Source organism: Bacillus cereus group sp. TH152-1LC, assembly GCF_027710505.1.
GTDB classification, from domain to species: domain Bacteria; phylum Bacillota; class Bacilli; order Bacillales; family Bacillaceae_G; genus Bacillus_A; species Bacillus_A mobilis.
The window spans coordinates 58,364-76,034 of record NZ_JAQFNK010000008.1 but is presented as its reverse complement, the minus strand read 5'-3'; the positions used below and the strand labels follow the sequence as shown (position 1 = coordinate 76,034).

The window sequence follows — 17,671 nt, the reverse complement described above, 5'->3', positions numbered from 1 at the left end:
GTGTGGGAAAGGAAGTACATTTCATTTACTATCATTACTTAAAACTCCTAAATAGTTGGTAGTTGGTTTTCTTCTTCTTTTAAAGACAGAAAGGAATTTTAATCATGTGCGTAAAGTTCTCACCAGGCTCTTTACTACACACACTCTTATACACATAGAATAACTATTTTTAGTTTGTTATTTTTTTAACTTTACATATCCTCGATTTGTAACATACCGAAAAACAAAAAGAAAACAAACCGTAACATAAGTTACCGTTTGTAACTATCTTGTAACACAAATGCAACATAAGGATTTTAAACATACAATAGTTTTTTTACATTATTTTCCCCCGCTCATTATCATTAAGCCAAAAAGTAAACAGTACTCTGAAACAAAAATTCCTTACACTAATAAAAAAAGCCTACTAATGAAAGTAGACTTAAAATAATGCCGAATACATTTTACAACTAAAAACTTTTTAAGAGTATCAAATTAATAATTTGTCAGTTCATTCTCAGGAGTTTGAATAATAACAGGATTTTTCCCGGGATCAATCCATCTTAAAATATCAATCACATTTTGTTTATCTACACCTGTACATCCTTCTGTCCATGAAGTAGAGACATGGAAGAAGATTGCGCTTCCTTTGTATGGTGTACGTGATTCCGTATTATAATTAATTACGAATCCATAATCATACGCTGGGATATACATATTTTCAGCTGACTTCCATCGACCTCTTACAGGCTTTTCCTGCAGGGTATTATAGTATGGGGATGTAGAATCATCTACCCAGACATGATTTGGTGTTAAATGAATAAAGGGAAGTTTCGTACCAGGATTCCCTTGCCTACCGAAAGCTGAGCCAATTGTGTATTTTCCTCTTGGCGAACTCATACCACTTTCACTCATCTCAACTGCAAAACCTTTTTTCCCAATATATCCACTTATATTCTTTTGCTCTCTCCATTTCCCATTTGAATTTTCAAATGTACGAATCTGAGCTTGATTCGTATTATAGCCTTTTGTTGTGACTAAAATAACCTGTTGATTATTTTGAATCGTTTTTAGGTTGTCGATTACTGTTCTAGATTCATTCGTATTCATCCATTGTAGACCAGAACCAGTTTTTATACGTAACCACGTACCTCTTTCTTCCACTACTGTCACCGTTTGCGCTGTATATTTTAACAGTACATTCGCTGAGTCTGCTGGATAATCATATGTGAAAAAGTCTCTATTAATATGAATTCTTTTCTCGTTTAATAAGATCCATTTGAACCCTTGATATGTATGAATTTTAACCCAACCATCTCCTCTTTCTTCATACACTGCTACATTTTGTGGTGTACATTCAAAAGCGATTCCTGAAGATAATGAGGCATCGTGATAAGCAAAGAAATCTTTGGACATCTGAATTTGTTTACGCTTGAACTCTTTATCTTTTGAAGTATCAGTTCGAGCGACTAAACTTACAGTTTCAGCACGAGTAATCGTTTGATCAGGCTTCCAATTATCATGACCGTATCCATTTGAAATACCTAATTCAACCAAGATGTTTACATATTTCTCGCTCCAATGCCCTTTTAAGTCGTTAAATACTGTCGGAGGATTCCCTATCACTTTCTCTTGTAATTTATATGCATTTACTAACATAGAAGCCATTGCGCCTCTCGTTAGCTTTCCATTAGGATTAAACTTCCCGTTCCCATCCCCTTTAATAACACCCGCTTTTTCTATAACCGCAATATACGGCGCTGCCCAGTTCCTTTTTGAGTCCTCAAAAGAAGGCGTTGCCGATTGATCGACAGGAAGATTTAATATTTTCGCCATCATTTTGGCAGCTGAGCCTCTATCTATCTCTAAATTTGGTGAAAATGTGCCATCAGGCATACCTGACAATACATTTTTACTTATAAGATAATCTACTGATGGCTTTACCCAACCTGGAACATCCGGGAAACTACTTGGAGCTGCTTGCACTTCATTCTTCGTTACGTTTTCCATTTCAGCTAAAGAGCTTGAAGAAATAGAAAGAGATCCTACCGCAATCATACCTATCGCTGCTATTTTTATAAGCCTCATATTTATATATGTCCCCTCTTCTTAATTAAACTAACTCATAGTACTATTGTGATTCGTTTCACAAAAACTATCATAATGACAGATCACACAAATGTTAATTATAACCTTTTATCCTAAATATTCCAATTAAAATATAAAAAGAAATACTATACTACCAGTTTACTGTTTATATTAGAAGCGAAAAAATAAAGCTAGCTTTTTCTATACTTGATATAATCATATATAGAAAACCGAAGATTTTTATTTGTATCTAGTTCTATTGCTACATGCCATTTTACATAGTATCGGGGGATAATAATGAAGAAATTTACTATTAGCTATATAGCATGTTTACTAGTTTTCTCTATTGGTATGAATGTTTTACCATATGCAAGCATTCCAAATTATGCGGATTCATGGGGACCGATTTGGGTATCTATTATTGCGGTTTCAATTCTTGGAAGCATTCCTGTTCTTATCGGTTGTTTAATAGGTGAATTTTGTTATAGAAAAATAAAAGGAATTCACGAATTAAAAATCGGTATTCCATTATTTATATTGTTAGGTATTTCTTACAATCATTTACTCTTTATGTGGTTTAACAAAAGAGATTTTCTATCCTTTTATTTAGAAGCTTTTCTGGATACTGGCCTTCCGATTACTGTATCATCTTTAATCTTTTATCTTATAAGACGGCCTTAATTCTTGATTCACTACATAAAAAAATGTTATTACTCCTGTTACATCGAGTAATAACATTTTTATTTTAATCTATTTAACAAATTTGCTTCCAACTAGCATCCTTCACATCTTCACTAGTCGGCTTTCTAACTGATTTCACAAAACATTCCTCGCAAGCACCAAATGCAATGAAGTTTTTTTGTGCTTGTCTTAACGAGACTTCATTCGCTCCGCCTTCAAATTCAGGATCATTAAACTGAACCTCATCATCTTCCCAATAACATATATTACAAATTCCATATGTACCTGGTGGTTTTTCTTCTAGTGTTTTATATCCGCAGCACGGACATGTGTATTTCATTATTTCACTCCATTGTTAACTTGTTTTTTCTCCCATATATTCCGCCCCATAAAGAATGTAACAGCACAAATCATAGTTATTACCATGAAAGTAGTATTAGAATCTTCATATGTAGTTGGAATTCCAACCGTTACGGAAACAATACTACAAGCTAAAAGTAAATATAATAATAAAGATATAATATAGCTTAGTTTAAATCGTACAATGATACCTCTAAACAATAACTCACCCAGTAGACAGCCACCTAAAATAATAGGTACTCCGAAATACAATGTAAGGACTCCCATTTGCGCAGTAGATTGAATTATCTTTCCAATTATGTTCGGCGAAGTCATCTCATCATTTCTTCCCATCCTATCGAATAAATCAAGTGCCGTTACTGAAATAAAGAAACTTAATATAGAAAATGAATACGGTATTAAAAATTTGCTCACTCTCATTCACCTCACTTTTCCTTCCCTATATATTATTCATTATTTTTACATAAAGTGAAACTTTAATCAGTGGGGGATTTTTCATTCCCCACTGATTATCAGCCCTCACCAATCGGGCTTTTACGGGCAGTTGATCCCGCACCTAACGTCTTTGCTTTTGCTGAATTTTGAGGTGGGAATCTTACTGCCCGTTAATGCGGGATAAAAAAATAGCCCGCCTTCCGCAAAAGACGAGCTGTTTTATTTAATTCTCACTTAATTTCTTCTTATACCAATCCTGCATTCTCTCCGCATCTTCTACTCTCGTATGCTCTAATTTGTAATTCGATGATGCATTAGAGAATTTATACGTACATAGATTTGCACGGCGCTGGAAATATGATTGTGTCTTTTCCATTGATTGAACGTGTCTTCTTCTAACAAGTCCTGTATATTTTCCAACGCTGCGATATACAAGCGTAATTTGCTCTCCGTTTACACTGTAACCATTTGTTTTAAATGTTGCGTATCCAAGTGTAAAGATGAGAATCGCGAGCGGAATTAATGCCCACATGATGAAGTGCTTTTCAAAGTATATACTTATCCCAGTAAGCGGGATTGCTAGCATTGCGAAAAAGATGAAACTATCAATGAGATAGCGGCGTAATGCTGCTTTTGGTAATGAAATAATGTTTGTATTCAGTTCGTATGGTAATTGTAAATGTGCGAGTAACTGTTGTACGCGATCTTTTCGAATGATAGGATGCAATGTAACTTTTTCTTTCTCGTCACCCAATCCTTTACCTTGAATAACTTCTACTTGCACAGCACAATAACCGAATGGCTGACGTAACATACTTTCTTTTATCGTAATACCTTGAATACGGTGCAATTTTAGGACGAGTTCTTTTTTCTCAAGTAACCCTTGAGCAATGCGGACCTCATCATTTCTTCGATTTACTGTGAAATTACCATGTTTTAACGCGTAACCAATTGTCGATATAATCCACGAAAGGACGATCAAAATGGCTACCATGAAAATCCAACCATATATATCATGTTCCATTATATATGACTTTACGCCATTCTCTATCCATTTCGGAATGTACTCATCTACTTGGTGATACACGAAAAAGATTAATGAGAATAATAGTCCAAACTGACCAGATGTAACAGAGGCTAATAAAATCTCTTTCCAAGTTAACTTGTATTCTGTCGATTGTTTTTCCTCTGTAACGATTTCTTTTTCTACTGTGTTTTCTGCTGTTTCATCTAGCGTTTCTTCTGCTTTCACTTCTGGCGTTGGCTCATTTAGCATTGCAATAAGTTCTGTTGCTTCTTCTACTGTAATACCAGCTAAGCTAACTTCTGCATCGTCGCCCCCACCAGCTGTTTCGATTTGAATTTTCTTTAAGCCAAGCATTTGATATAACACGTTAGAACTTGTATTAATTGTTTGCACACGCTCTTTATTTAAGTAGCTCTCCTTCTTCACAAAGAGCCCTTGTTTCACATGTAATACGTTATTTTCAACCCAATATGTTGTGTAATACCATTTTTCAAATGCTGAAAAAACGGTGAGTAAACCGAATGCAGCGGGAATTAAATACCAAAACGGAAACTTCCCATTCAAACTAAACATAAAAATAATAAGTGGTATAAAATCTGTTATTTTTAATTCTAATAACATCGTGATTGGATGCTGCCTCTTATACATCCTCATCACTCACTTTCGCCAATTCTGCGATTTTCGTTTTCAACATTTCTGCTTCATACATCGTTAAGCCTGGAATGCTGTGAGAAGTTGCTGCTGTTGAAATGTGTAATTCTGCTAAGCCATATTTTCTCATAATCGGCCCTTGTTCAATCGTAACGTGCTGTACACGAATCATCGGTACTAATACACGCTTTACGACGAAAAGACCGTGCTGAATTTCAAGTTCTTCTTCATTTAGTTGATAGCTATAATAACGCTGACGAAGTTTCGGGAATACGAAGTACTCCAATGGCGCTAGTGCAACCGTTAAGCCGATTAACACGTACAAAATCCACGCCCACCAATCAAACTTTATCATGAGGAATAGGTAAGCTAAAATGACGAGAATACCGATTCCTTCTTCAATTACAGCACGAACTTTCCACACCTTGACCATGTCAGGGTGAATTTCATTTTTCAATGGATCCATGTAACCACTCCAAATCTAGTAATCTAATATATGAATACTCTCAATCTATATTTTACATAACTTTACATAAAATTGAAATTTTATTATTTATCCTCTTTTTTCTCCGGAATAAAATATCCGAACCAAAGTAACCAAATGAAACCGATTAGTTTCATCCAACTTCCATCCGCTTGAAAAGCTTCGATCATACCTGGTATTTTATAAATCCCAATGAATCCAAGAAAACCGAGCCACCAGTTTTTTTGCATTTTCACTTTTATTCCTCCTTCATTACGTTTTTCACATTTCGAATCCAAATTTCTTTGTACTTTAACTGGAATCCCATTAACATGTAATTACTCATATTATCGATCACGAGCGCTAACGTATGAGCATTTTCTTCTGTTGCATGTTGTGACACAACGTCAAGTTCCACACCTTTCTTCAATAAATCGTGGAAACCATTTAAGAAATCTTCTTGTATTTCAAATAAGCGTTTCTGATACTTTTCATTTCGCGATGCAGTTACGATAAATTCATTTATGACGCGTAATATTCCTTCTTGCCCTTCATATTCAGAGAGCATATGTAAACCATCTGAAATTAACTTTTCTGCAAAGTTTTCTTTCGTATATTGCTCTTTATCGAAATAACTCACGAAATGATACCCAGAAAAAATTTCTTCAAATAAAAAATCAACTAACGCTTCTTTAGAAGAAAAATGATAATAAATAGCCGGTTTTGAAATACCTACCTCTTTCGCAATCATAGAAAGGCTCATCTTCTCAATGCCGTGCTCTGCCATGAGTTTAAATGATGCCTCGACAATATTTTGCGATGTTTGTAAATTCTTTGTCATACTGTACCTCACTTATTTTTACTTACCGGTCGGTAAATAAATTGTAAAATAAAAAATCATCGTTTGCAAGTTTGATTCAAAACTGTATATTACTTTTTCAATCTACATTACGGATCTAGAATCATATTCCTTAATAATGACTACAATAATCTTGAATCCAGTTAAACTACAAAAAGCACCTTTGTGAGTGCTTCTTGTAATTTAATATTTAGGACCCATATAATCATAGCTTTGGTCCAGCGCTTTCAATAAATCAATCGCACCCTTTAACTCCCTTTTATCAGACTCTAATTCTTCCATCCTTCTTTCGATATCTTTTTTAAAAGATTCTAAATCGCTAATGGCTTTTTTCCCTACTCCAAGTTGCGACCAGCTTGATAAGAGTAAATTATGTACATTACTTACAACTCTTTTATTATGATTTAAGTCTTGAATCATATGGTCAAATTGTTGTATTGCTTGATTCAAAGCTTCTTCATTTAAGTAAATTCTCGGCATCCTAATCTTCTCCCTTAATATTGTTGATCCGTCTTCTTATAATCATCGGCTTTCTTCTCAATAAAATCTGAAATTTCCGTTGCTGTTCGTATGTACCAAAAACTTAAATGCTCTACATGTGCACGTATATTATTTACTTTAGCTTCTACCCGTCTACTTTCAGCCGTTTCTAATAATGTCATCATATTAGAAATTAACCTCGGTACTCTATCTTGAAATTCTTGCGCGTTTCGCTTCATATCTCTTACAGCCTTTTCCAAATCCTCTACAACTACACGAATCTCTCCCCCGCCTAATAACGCGCCTGGTGAATCATAAACTCTTTCATTCGTGTCTACATTTAACAAGTATTTATTGGATAAAGACCCATTCTCTCCAAACCGGAAGTTCTGATCTGTTTGATAATGATAACCAGGGCCACTTATCGAATTCAAAAATCGAGTAACCTCCATCCCAAGCTTTTGCTGTAATGATAGCTTTGACATCTCTTCTTTTGAAATTGGTGGTGTTACCGCATAAGTAGAGCCTATATGACTTTCATATGCACCAAATGGTCCATAGCCAATTGAATCATTTCCGTGAACAACACTTACAATTCTATTATTAAACTCACCATTATTTGCTCTTTCTTGTAAATCAGGTGGTAACAAATGTTTTGCACTCGGCGCATTCCATGACATACATCTTACATTGTCATTAGATGCCGCTGCATATTCCGCTAAAGCCCCCCTAACGAATGACCCGTCGTATATATCTCTACATCATCCCTGTCCTTGTATGTATCCGTTACTTGTTTCATGACCCTTTCAGCTTGTTCGAATTGATTATGTGTTTCCCAGCGCTGATTCTCTTCATTCCAATATTTCTTTGAACCTTCATTCTCAGTCCCTGCTACAGGAGGTGCTGCTGGTTCATGAACACCTTCTCGTAATACAAAATGATTGGTATCCGTTTTTAAATCCTTCATGCCTTCCCCTGGCTTCATCGGAATGCCTAAAGAGTTTTTCTCTATAATTTTATCCCCTTCTGTTCCTCGGAAAGATACCATAACTTGCTTTTTCCCATCGACATCTCGTTCAAAGACTACTGCGTCCATTCCGGTTTGTTTGTCGTGGAACGTCTCGCTTACTTCCCATTTTTGTAAAGGATTACCTTTGTTGTCGGTGACCTCAATACTGTTTCCTAACTTCTCATCACCACGATAAGCAAACCTTGACATTTGATAATAACTAGAATCTAAAACTTTATCATTTTCATTCAAAACATTTCCCCTCCCAGATAATTTAATATATTCTAAATATTGAATAACATTAATGGAGGGATTTTGATTGAAAAAATATGGTATAAGATTATTCATTATCCTTACACTTATACTTTTAGGGGGATGCAGTATGAATAATAAAACAAATGAAGAAAAAGAAATAGTAGCAAAGGCAGAAGAGATAACCATTAAATATTTTAAAGAAAGAGAGGAGCTAGATGTAGTAATTACAGGACATGAGTTCTCCCCCAATGATTTTCAAACTGTTTTTATAGATGGACATGTTAAAGGAGATGAAAGCAAAACGTTTGGAGTAGGTGTAGAATATGGGGGTGGAGAGTATAATATAAGTTCTAGATCATACTCTAAAAATCTAAAATTAAAAGAATAATTATTAGACACTCACTAGAGTGTCTTTTTTACGTAAAATATTTTAGCATATAAATTTTTTTATTAACAAAATGATTTGTATCTGTTTTTAAATCCCTCATACCTTCCCTAGCTTCATCGGAACGCCTACAGAGTTTTACTTTATAATTTTATCCCCTTCTGTTCCTCGGAAAGCTACCATAACTTGCTTTTCCCCATTCACATCTAATAAAAAGACTACTGCGCCCATTCCGGTTTATCGTGGAATGTTTCTCCTACTTTTCATGTCTGTAAAACTTTTTTTGATCTATATAATCCTTTATCTCATAATTTTCACCTAAATTATTCCTATAAGCTCCCTTTGCCAAATCATAATAAGTTTGATCTAAAACTGCACTTTCTTTCATTCTTTTACCCCTATAATAAATAGTTTATTATTAGAAGAGGGTGATTTTTTTGAAAAAAAAAGGGATTTTTGTTAATAGTAATTATAATAATACTTTTTATTGGAGGGTTGATGTATATGAACAAACAAAAAAATGATGAAGAAATAGCATTAAAAGAAAAAGCAACAAAGATCGCAATCCAACATTTTAAAGAGGATAAAAAACTAGATGTTACAGTGACAAAAGTCGAATTCGGCCCTGCAGATTTTGGAGTAATTTTTGTATCGGGTCATGTAACCAATAATCCAAATCGTAAAATAACTGCAGATATAAATTATAAAGATAAATATAAGGTTGAAAGTATTAGTTATGATGAGTGAAATTAATATAAAAATACAATATATTTTTGTTGGGAATTTATATTAATTCTAATTATTTCATGTGCATATAAGCTAGGATGACTATTCAATAAGGCTAACTCCCAACATTAAAAATTTAAAACTTAAAAACTAATAACCTTTTTACTTTAGAGTCCCGTTTCTTTATACCCAGCCACAACATATTCTGTGGATATACAATTTAGTGAAGAGGAATATAACGCAACATTCATGGAGTGATTATTCTTGAAAAAATATGCTATAAGATTATTCTTTACTTTCACACTTATCCTTTTAGGAGGATGTACGATAGATCAAAAAAATACTGAACAACAAATAGTTGAAAAGGCACAAGAAAGAACAATCCAATACTTCAAAGAAAAACAAGACTTAGATGTAGTAATCACTGATTATAGATTTGGTCCAAGTGATTTACAAGGTATCTTTATCTCCGGCTATATAAAAAATGATGAAAGCAAAACATTTAATATTACAATAGAATACGGTGGAGATGAATATACAATAGGTTCTATCTCTACAAGTGAAAATTTACATTTAAAATAATAAAGAAAAGGCACTCTTTTAAAGTGCCTTTTCTTTATACCTCACCACACAATGTTCAGTGAATATAAAATTTATTGAAGAGGAATATAACGCAACATTCATGGAGTGATTATTCGTGAAAAAATATGCTATAAGATTATTCTTTATCTTTACACTTATCCTTTTAGGAGGATGTACTATAGATCAAAAGAATGAGGAACAACAAATCATTAATAAAGCAACAGAAGAAACCATTCAGTATTTCAAAGAAAAAGAGAATTTAGAAGTGACTATTACAAATCATAGATTTCCTTCTAATGATATCGAAACTATTTTTATAACGGGTCATATCAAAGATGATACAAATAAGAAATTTACTACTTCAATTGATTATAAAGATGATTATAATATCGGTTCTATCTCTACCACTAATTTCAGCCTAAAACGCTGAAAAGACAATCTGAATTATACATTCTTCTTTTCAAGCATTAATCATGAAAACAAAAAAGCATCCTAACTCACAATTTAGGATGCTTTCTTTTTAATTCCTATTTAACAATCGCATACGATAACAATTCATCGTTACTTCGCCGAGCCTTTGCAGTAGTTGATAGTTCGCATAGGCGCCGACCGGGGCACCGATTATTGGTACGAGCTGAAGCGTTTTTGCTAAATCAATATAGTCTCGGTACTCTGTTTGGAACTTTTCCCAGTCCATATGATTTTCTTTTTCTGTATCCCACGTTTCGATTGCTTTCCATATTTCTTTTCGGTGGTCGTCACTTGAAAAGGCAAGCTGGAAAACGTGAAGGATGAAAAGACGCTCTTCTTTATCGCTCGTATCAAATCCGTACAACGTTGCTGCATCGAATAAAAATTTAATTTTAATGCCGAGTAAAAGCGGAAAGTCAGCAAGGCCAAGGAGAATACCGCCAGCTCCTGTCCCTGCTCCTTCTGCCGCTGCTATTTTTTTGTACTCATCCATTTTTTTACGTACTTCGTCGTCTCTTCTTTGCAATGACCAGTTCGTCTCTTTTAATTTCGGCTTTATAAAGTTTGATCCAGCACTAATCGTTTGCACCATCATCCGAATCGTTTCTGTTAATACTTTTTGCACTTTCGCCGGAATAAGCTGTTGTACTTTCGTCTGCACTTTCTTAGAGAACCGTGTCATCATAGAAGAATCTTTCATGAATGTAGCTTTCCACTGCTCCAATTCTTTTATAACCTTCTCTTCGTATGTAATCATAGGTTCATTCCCTTCAATTTAAACGCTCAATACGTTTCGCCCCGTATTGATAAACGAAACCGATACTAAATACTATGCTTACGACTAATAAAATGCCCGTCATCATGAAATCTTTCGTCGCAAGGGCGAATATAACTGTAAATATCACGCTACCGATAATAAGGATTGCATTTAATAAGACAAGAAAATCTTTCTTCTTCTCTTCTCCCCCGACCGGATACAAATCAAGCCAAATCTTCATGCGGTGATGTTTCCATAAAGTTAAGAGCTGATAACCGATTAAGTATAGGAAAATAAGGCTTACGATAAATCGTCCATATAAAAACGGAATGAAGTAAAGAATAACTCCGCCAAGAGCGAGCAGGCGCACATATAAGCCGAAATAGTTACCAGATCGTAAAAACGTTCTTGTATATAAATATAAATAGGTACGCTTTTCACCGATCATCGAAAGGATGAAATCAAGCCATTTTCTACGTGCTACTCTTTCTTTTAATGCTGGTACATCAACGAACATGTTCGCAATGCGATACAACAGCATCATTTTCTTACCTTCTTCAGAAATTAAATACTCCCAGTTTAGCGGCTTTCCCTTCACCATTTGATGCAGTACTACGAGGTATAACACCATGAGAAGGACGATTCCACCAATTAACATAACCGAAGTACGTTCTACAAGGAAATACACAAATAAGCCGTTTAAAATAAAACGAATGAACCAATCCGCTCTTTGTATATTTTGATCTGTTAAAAATGACTTTTCCCACGCAACAAATAAGTTCCACGCTTTTACAATAACAAACGCGAGTACAATCCATATGTAAGCCGCTCCTGTTTGCTTCATTTGCTGGAAGTATAACGGGGCAAGCGCTGCCGCTACGATTGCGATTATGTATAACTGAATCATAAACGTAAAGAGAAATGCCTTTGTGAAGTATGGTTTTAACTTTTCTTCAACTGGCAGTAAGTAAACGAGATCTGCTTCTTTTAATAACGTTTGAATGGATCCGGCCGTTAATACGAGACCGAGTAACACTGCCATAACAAGGGCCGCCTGAAACGAAGGCGTTAACGTTTGTAACCATTGCTGGTAATAGTACGCTCCTGCGCCGATGATAAATACGAAAATAAATTTCAAATGATCATTAAATACGTATTTACTATATGTACGAACTTCTTTTAGAAAGTGACGAAATCGTTCTTTCCATAATGCTGTGCTATTCATAATCTTCTTCCTTCGTTAATGCAATATAAATATCATCTAGCGTTGCACCCGGCATATTAAACTGTGATTGCAGTTCAGATAATGTTCCCATCGCTCTTACTTCACCTTGATGCAAAATAATGAACGAATCACAATAACGCTCTGCCGTCGCTAAAATATGTGTACTCATTAAAATACCTGCACCACTCTTTTTCATTTGATCCATCATTTGAAGGAGTGATTGAATTGCTAACGGATCAAGTCCAACGAATGGTTCGTCCACAATGTAAAGAGATGGCTCCACTAAAAACGCACTCATAATCATTACTTTTTGTTTCATCCCTTTTGAGAAATGAGATGGAAACCACTTTAAACGATTTTTCATGCGAAATTCTTGTAATAGTTGTCCTACACGTTCTTCGTATTGTTTTTCATCCACACCGTACGCCATCGCTGTTAACTTCAAATGTTCTTCTAGCGTTAGCTCGTCATATAATACTGGTGTTTCTGGGATGAACGAAAAACTAGAACGGTACGCTGTCATATCATCACGAATTGTTTTCCCATTAATTGTGACAGTTCCTTTTTTCGGTTCCATTAAGCCGATAATATGTTTAATCGTCGTACTTTTACCCGCTCCATTTAAACCGATTAAGCCGACAAGTTCACCTTTATTCACAGAGAACGAAACATCTTTTAGTACAGGTCGTTTCGTATATCCTCCTGTAACATTTTCTACACGCAATAACTCGCTCATACGACACCACTTTCTTCATTAGTATTCATTCTATATTCATCTTACCAAAAATAGCGCTGTACTACATAGTATCGATGCCCTCAAAAAAAATTTAAATTTGTTGGCATATATTTTTACAAAAGCGGACATCATAATTAGTGAAGAAGGAACACATTGAAAAAGCAACCACCAATTGATGAGTACAACAACATAGTGAAGTCATCATGAAATGGGGTGTCCATGTTGGACAAAGAAATTTACACATAACCAGATTATTTGTTTCATTTTAGAAACGGGGTGTCTCCGAAAGAGCATATACTGTTTTAAAAAATAAACAATTTCCCTTTATAAAGATTGCAATTCATTTCACTTGAAAATGAGGTGTCTACGGCAGAAACTTTAGCCGATTTACCGTGCATTTCTTAAATAAATGAGGTGTCTGCGAAACGTAAATTACGATAATGCTTTTTCAATCCCTCTTCAGAAAACAGGAAGCTGAGTCAGCTTCCTGTTTTTCGTGTTTGTTCTCTTATGTAATTATGGTAAAATACGGCTAAGGATATTTGAAAGGATGAGATCAATGAATCATACAGCGGACAATTGTATTTTTTGTAAAATTATTGATGGGCAAATCCCTTGCTCAAAAGTATACGAAGATGAACATGTGCTTGCATTTTTAGATATTAGTCAAGTAACAAAAGGACATACCCTTGTTATTCCAAAAGTTCACAAACAAGACATTTTTGCGTTAACGCCAGAAATCGCATCACACATTTTTTCTGTCGTTCCGAAAATCTCAAATGCGATTAAAACAGAGTTTAATCCAGTTGGCTTTAACCTACTTAACAATAACGGTGAAAAAGCTGGACAAACTGTGTTCCACTTCCACCTTCATTTAATTCCACGCTACGGTGAAAACGATGGTTTCGGTGCTGTTTGGAAATCACATCAAAATGAATACACAATGGAAAATTTACAAAACATCGCAAGTACAATTGCAAATAGTGTGAAATAGTGACACTATAATAAGAAGTAATACATAACAAGCCACTTTCCTAAAGTGATTACATATTGCACGGCTTGTTTCTCCACTCAAGATGCCGGGGACTGTGCATTGCACACTTTTCTTTCCCTTGTCTTAAAGATATGCATATTTTTTCACATCATGAATACGAACAAAAAATAAGGAGGTTTCCTTTTATGTCAAAAGCTAAATCCTTTATTACAGGTGTCATTTGCGGCGGAGCAGTTGCTGGACTAGCTGTTCTTTTCTCTACTCCTTCTTCTGGTAAAGCTATGCGCGGTAAGCTGAAAGAAAAAGGAACTGATATTAAAAAGACTTTAGCTGATATTACAGCTGATACAAAATTATTAAAACGTCAAATCGTTGAAACTGCTTCAGAAGGTAAAGAAGTGTTTCAAGAATTAAAAGACGATATGCAAGACACGCTTTCGAACTGGAAGCAAGATATTTCTCAAAACAAGCGCCATATTGAGAAAGAAATTTTGGACATTCAAAAATCAATTGAGAAACTACAAGAAGCTGTTCCGGAAAAAGCGTAAACAAATTCCTGCTTAGTTTTTTGCATATAACAAATATTTTTATATAAATTGACCTTATCACGGCATATCACACAGATATGCCGTGTTTTTATGCATTTACAATATATGTTATCACTTAACATGTAAGGACAACACATGTATTCACGACTCATAAAACGCTTCCATAGTTATGCATGATTTGTATAGAATGTCATTTTTCCGAAAAATTTTCACAATTCTCACAAAAAGACTTTATTAATTTTTACTTTACTGGCATAATAGATAGTAATGAAAAAGAATGTTAAAGTGGGTGAGTAAATGAAAAGTGGAGAAAAAGATTACTCGGTAAAAGAAGCGATGATTTTCAGCCAACGCATTGCTCAATTATCGAAAGCGTTATGGAAATGTGTAGAGAAAGATTGGCAACAGTGGATTAAGCCTTACGATTTAAACATTAATGAGCATCATATTTTATCAATCGCTTATCATTTAAAAGGGGCTTCTATTTCTGAGATTGCTAAGTTTGGGGTTATGCACGTATCAACGGCGTTTAACTTCTCGAAAAAGCTGGAAGAACGCGGCTATCTTGTATTCTCGAAAAAAGAAGATGATAAACGAAATACGTACATTGAGATTACAGACAAAGGGGAAGAATTACTACTTCGCTTAATGGAGGAGTATGATCCTGAAAATAACTCTGTATTTAATGGGGCTCTTGCACTTCGTAATTTCTATGGTAAGTTCCCAGAAAATATCGAACTTATCGCTATCTTGCGCAACATTTACGGACAAGACTTCATCGATATTTTTGAGAAATCATTAGAGAATATTGAGGAGAATTTTACGGAATCCGATCAGAAGTTAGTTAAGAAGTAATCTATTTATTTTTTCGCAATCATGCTTAAGAATTCATTCATAAGCGGGTTAAATAAACCTTGTTTTGCTAGCGCTTCCGCAGTTTCGTGTACTTCGAGCTGATGTGGAAGCGCTTTTTCAAATTGATCTAACAGCGCATCGAACAAAAGAAGCCCTTCTGCTTTTTCCACTACATATTGCTCGTTCAGTATTTCACAAAGTTGTAGTATACGTTCAATATCTTTTTTGCGAGCTTTTTTCTTTATGATCAAAGAATAAAATGGACACTTTTCTTCATCAATCATTTTAAATAGTAGGTCTACGTAGTATTCAGCTTGTTCTAATCTTCTAACAACGTCCATTTTCTCCCTCACTTTCTAACACAAAGTCTTCTATTTCTGAATTTTATAACACGAACAAAATATCGTATGATACAATATATAAAGTATATGTATTTTAGCCAAAAGGAGGTCTCGCCTCATGACACTTATAACAGTTGTTTTTGTCGCATTCGCACTTCTTGTTATATTTTACACGAATTTTATGACACATACACTGTGTGAACGAAAACAAATAGCTGCGAGCCGCCAACCCAGTGTCTTTCGGGTTATTAATGTATGTATAACAATTTTATTAATTTCTAGTTATATAGAAATTATATTTCATGGAAAGTGAGGAAGGAAGCCCCTTCCTCACTTTTTTCCTCTATAAGCAAATTATACCTACTATAACCAATAAAATAAACAGTACAAGTAATAAAATAAGTTGAGAATTCATCCCCATCCCCTCCTCTTTTCTGTATATGCGACATACGCCCAATATGGAACACCTTCAAAATCTGACACATACTGGTTAAATTTTCTTTATCAATATGAAATCGAGTCGAAATATGATATATTAAATTTTGTACATATTGCTTATACTATGAAATAACTGACACGCATCTTAACTTTATCCTAAAGCCTCGGTAAGCCCTGTTAAGCGCGCTTTACCAATACAAAAGCAAAAGTATCAGTGAGACTTAATCGGGCTCTTATGAACTAAAATTCATTGGGTAGGATAAATTAAAAATACATAATAGTAGGAGTGTTTATCGAATGAAGAAAGCTATGCTTGCCTTAGCCGCAACAAGTGTAATCGCATTATCAGCATGTGGAACAGGATCATCATCAGACAAAATCGTTACATCTAAAGCTGGTGACATTACAAAAGACGAGTTCTACAATCAAATGAAGACACAAGCTGGTAAACAAGTACTAAACAACATGGTTATGGAAAAAGTACTTATTAAAAACTACAAAGTTGAAGACAAAGAAGTAGACAAAAAGTACGATGAAATGAAAAAACAATACGGTGATCAATTCGATACACTATTAAAACAACAAGGTATTAAAGAAGAAACTTTAAAAACTGGTGTGCGTGCTCAATTAGCGCAAGAAAAAGCTATCGAGAAAACAATCACTGATAAAGAATTAAAAGATAACTACAAGCCTGAAGTTAAAGCAAGCCACATTCTTGTAAAAGATGAAGCGACTGCGAAAAAAGTTAAAGAGGAACTTGGACAAGGTAAATCTTTCGAAGAGTTAGCGAAACAATACTCTGAAGATACTGGTTCAAAAGAAAAAGGTGGCGACTTAGGATTCTTCGAACATGGTAAAATGGTTAAAGAATTCGAAGATGCTGCTTATAAACTGAAAAAAGATGAAGTAAGCGAACCTGTAAAAACACAATTCGGTTACCACATCATTAAAGTTACAGACATTAAAGAGCCAGAAAAATCATTCGAGCAATCAAAAGCTGACCTGAAAAAAGAGTTAGTTGCGAAGAAAGCACAAGACGCTGAATTCATGAACGATCTTATGATGAAAGAAATCAAAAAAGCTGACGTAAAAGTTGACGATAAAGATTTAAAAGATCTTTTCGAAGAGAAAAAAGCTGACGCTAAAAAAGACGAAAAGAAATAATGAAGTAAAAAAAGCTTGGGCTTCGGCCTAAGCTTTTTTGTTTGCTCTCTCTTTACGATACATTACGTGCAAATTCGGTAAATGAAATTATATAATTACTTCCCCGATTCTCCAAAAAAGATAACGTCTTTTTCGTTTTATGGATCGTGTAAAATCTTAGTT

Annotated in this window: 23 protein-coding genes and 2 pseudogenes; 10 read left to right on the top strand and 15 right to left on the bottom strand. The window is 34.6% G+C overall.

What is annotated here, in order from left to right:
* Window positions 1-474 precede the first annotated feature (474 nt).
* Window positions 475-2,067: an S-layer homology domain-containing protein gene (locus PDL00_RS18955; protein ID WP_270730635.1), complete on the bottom strand. Its 1,593-nt coding sequence runs from the start codon at window positions 2,065-2,067 to the stop codon at window positions 475-477.
* 297 nt (window positions 2,068-2,364) lie between these two features.
* On the opposite strand from PDL00_RS18955, the gene PDL00_RS18950 reads away from it, so the two are divergent.
* Window positions 2,365-2,748: a hypothetical protein gene (locus PDL00_RS18950; RefSeq protein WP_270730634.1), complete on the top strand. Its 384-nt coding sequence runs from the start codon at window positions 2,365-2,367 to the stop codon at window positions 2,746-2,748.
* A gap of 73 nt (window positions 2,749-2,821) precedes the next feature.
* Here the strand turns inward: PDL00_RS18950 and PDL00_RS18945 are convergent, their stop codons facing one another.
* From PDL00_RS18945 to PDL00_RS18910, 8 genes and pseudogenes are all read right to left on the bottom strand, one after another.
* A complete protein-coding gene (locus tag PDL00_RS18945; protein ID WP_270730632.1) occupies window positions 2,822-3,088 on the bottom strand; it encodes a CPCC family cysteine-rich protein in 267 nt (88 codons plus the stop codon).
* Window positions 3,088-3,522, bottom strand: coding sequence for a hypothetical protein (locus PDL00_RS18940; RefSeq protein ID WP_000033025.1), 435 nt, complete (start codon window positions 3,520-3,522; stop codon window positions 3,088-3,090). Before PDL00_RS18940 ends, PDL00_RS18945 begins: the two co-directional genes overlap by 1 nt.
* Window positions 3,523-3,766: 244 nt before the next feature.
* Window positions 3,767-5,218: a PH domain-containing protein gene (locus PDL00_RS18935; RefSeq protein WP_242256681.1), complete on the bottom strand. Its 1,452-nt coding sequence runs from the start codon at window positions 5,216-5,218 to the stop codon at window positions 3,767-3,769.
* Window positions 5,211-5,687 carry a PH domain-containing protein gene (locus PDL00_RS18930; RefSeq protein ID WP_000371354.1) on the bottom strand — a complete coding sequence of 159 codons (477 nt, stop codon included), beginning with the start codon at window positions 5,685-5,687 and terminating at the stop codon, window positions 5,211-5,213. The genes PDL00_RS18935 and PDL00_RS18930 overlap by 8 nt, the downstream gene beginning before the upstream one ends.
* Before the next feature lie 83 nt (window positions 5,688-5,770).
* Window positions 5,771-5,941, bottom strand: a complete 171-nt coding sequence (locus tag PDL00_RS18925) for a hypothetical protein (RefSeq protein WP_170959451.1) — start codon at window positions 5,939-5,941, stop codon at window positions 5,771-5,773.
* Window positions 5,942-5,943: 2 nt separating this feature from the next.
* Window positions 5,944-6,525 (bottom strand): TetR/AcrR family transcriptional regulator, encoded by a 582-nt coding sequence (locus tag PDL00_RS18920; RefSeq protein ID WP_144613364.1) that lies wholly within the window; start codon window positions 6,523-6,525, stop codon window positions 5,944-5,946.
* A gap of 201 nt (window positions 6,526-6,726) precedes the next feature.
* Window positions 6,727-7,023, bottom strand: a complete 297-nt coding sequence (locus PDL00_RS18915) for a hypothetical protein (RefSeq protein WP_001137433.1) — start codon at window positions 7,021-7,023, stop codon at window positions 6,727-6,729.
* 14 nt (window positions 7,024-7,037) lie between these two features.
* Window positions 7,038-8,284: pseudogene (locus PDL00_RS18910) on the bottom strand (lipase family protein).
* Window positions 8,285-8,351: 67 nt separating this feature from the next.
* Between PDL00_RS18910 and PDL00_RS18905 the strand changes: the two are divergent.
* Window positions 8,352-8,675: a hypothetical protein gene (locus tag PDL00_RS18905; protein WP_176546175.1), complete on the top strand. Its 324-nt coding sequence runs from the start codon at window positions 8,352-8,354 to the stop codon at window positions 8,673-8,675.
* Window positions 8,676-8,739: 64 nt separating this feature from the next.
* On the opposite strand, the pseudogene PDL00_RS34745 reads toward PDL00_RS18905, so the two are convergent.
* Window positions 8,740-9,060 (bottom strand): annotated as a pseudogene (locus PDL00_RS34745) (lipase family protein); the annotation flags it as partial.
* A 116-nt stretch (window positions 9,061-9,176) separates the two neighbouring features.
* Between PDL00_RS34745 and PDL00_RS18890 the strand changes: the two are divergent.
* The 3 genes from PDL00_RS18890 to PDL00_RS18880 all read left to right on the top strand — a co-directional run bounded on the left by PDL00_RS18890 (window position 9,177) and on the right by PDL00_RS18880 (window position 10,410).
* Entirely contained in the window at window positions 9,177-9,419 is a 243-nt protein-coding gene (locus PDL00_RS18890) for a hypothetical protein (RefSeq protein WP_223270640.1), read from the top strand.
* Between the two features lie 243 nt (window positions 9,420-9,662).
* Window positions 9,663-9,980: a hypothetical protein gene (locus PDL00_RS18885; RefSeq protein ID WP_002188638.1), complete on the top strand. Its 318-nt coding sequence runs from the start codon at window positions 9,663-9,665 to the stop codon at window positions 9,978-9,980.
* A gap of 115 nt (window positions 9,981-10,095) precedes the next feature.
* Window positions 10,096-10,410, top strand: a complete 315-nt coding sequence (locus tag PDL00_RS18880; RefSeq protein WP_270730619.1) for a DUF1433 domain-containing protein — start codon at window positions 10,096-10,098, stop codon at window positions 10,408-10,410.
* 90 nt (window positions 10,411-10,500) lie between these two features.
* Here PDL00_RS18880 and ecsC read toward each other — a convergent pair whose 3' ends face one another.
* The 3 genes from ecsC to ecsA are packed head-to-tail and all read right to left on the bottom strand — an operon-like array spanning window position 10,501 to window position 13,169.
* Window positions 10,501-11,208: an ecs operon protein EcsC gene (ecsC, locus tag PDL00_RS18875; RefSeq protein ID WP_270730617.1), complete on the bottom strand. Its 708-nt coding sequence runs from the start codon at window positions 11,206-11,208 to the stop codon at window positions 10,501-10,503.
* A 13-nt stretch (window positions 11,209-11,221) separates the two neighbouring features.
* The gene (gene ecsB, locus PDL00_RS18870) at window positions 11,222-12,433 is read right to left on the bottom strand and encodes an ABC transporter permease EcsB (protein ID WP_242256667.1); all 1,212 of its coding nucleotides are present in this window, start codon (window positions 12,431-12,433) and stop codon (window positions 11,222-11,224) included.
* On the bottom strand, window positions 12,426-13,169 hold the full coding sequence (gene ecsA / locus PDL00_RS18865) for an ABC transporter ATP-binding protein EcsA (RefSeq protein WP_001292604.1): 744 nt from the start codon (window positions 13,167-13,169) through the stop codon (window positions 12,426-12,428). Before ecsA ends, ecsB begins: the two co-directional genes overlap by 8 nt.
* A gap of 559 nt (window positions 13,170-13,728) precedes the next feature.
* Between ecsA and PDL00_RS18860 the strand changes: the two genes are divergently transcribed.
* The 3 genes from PDL00_RS18860 to PDL00_RS18850 all read left to right on the top strand — a co-directional run bounded on the left by PDL00_RS18860 (window position 13,729) and on the right by PDL00_RS18850 (window position 15,566).
* Window positions 13,729-14,163: an HIT family protein gene (locus PDL00_RS18860; RefSeq protein WP_242256663.1), complete on the top strand. Its 435-nt coding sequence runs from the start codon at window positions 13,729-13,731 to the stop codon at window positions 14,161-14,163.
* A 185-nt stretch (window positions 14,164-14,348) separates the two neighbouring features.
* Entirely contained in the window at window positions 14,349-14,711 is a 363-nt protein-coding gene (locus PDL00_RS18855; protein WP_000030296.1) for a YtxH domain-containing protein, read from the top strand.
* A gap of 297 nt (window positions 14,712-15,008) precedes the next feature.
* Window positions 15,009-15,566, top strand: coding sequence for an HTH-type transcriptional regulator Hpr (locus tag PDL00_RS18850; protein ID WP_000834920.1), 558 nt, complete (start codon window positions 15,009-15,011; stop codon window positions 15,564-15,566).
* A gap of 5 nt (window positions 15,567-15,571) precedes the next feature.
* Here the strand turns inward: PDL00_RS18850 and PDL00_RS18845 are convergent, their stop codons facing one another.
* Window positions 15,572-15,907, bottom strand: a complete 336-nt coding sequence (locus PDL00_RS18845) for a DUF1878 family protein (protein WP_063262020.1) — start codon at window positions 15,905-15,907, stop codon at window positions 15,572-15,574.
* Between the two features lie 118 nt (window positions 15,908-16,025).
* On the opposite strand from PDL00_RS18845, the gene PDL00_RS18840 reads away from it, so the two are divergent.
* Window positions 16,026-16,220 carry a hypothetical protein gene (locus PDL00_RS18840; RefSeq protein WP_000172691.1) on the top strand — a complete coding sequence of 65 codons (195 nt, stop codon included), beginning with the start codon at window positions 16,026-16,028 and terminating at the stop codon, window positions 16,218-16,220.
* Between the two features lie 30 nt (window positions 16,221-16,250).
* Here the strand turns inward: PDL00_RS18840 and PDL00_RS34740 are convergent, their stop codons facing one another.
* Complete coding sequence (locus tag PDL00_RS34740) at window positions 16,251-16,364, bottom strand: YjcZ family sporulation protein (protein ID WP_306447429.1); 114 nt, start codon at window positions 16,362-16,364, stop codon at window positions 16,251-16,253.
* A gap of 278 nt (window positions 16,365-16,642) precedes the next feature.
* Between PDL00_RS34740 and prsA the strand changes: the two genes are divergently transcribed.
* Window positions 16,643-17,509, top strand: a complete 867-nt coding sequence (gene prsA / locus PDL00_RS18835; protein WP_242256659.1) for a peptidylprolyl isomerase PrsA — start codon at window positions 16,643-16,645, stop codon at window positions 17,507-17,509.
* Window positions 17,510-17,671: the final 162 nt, after the last annotated feature.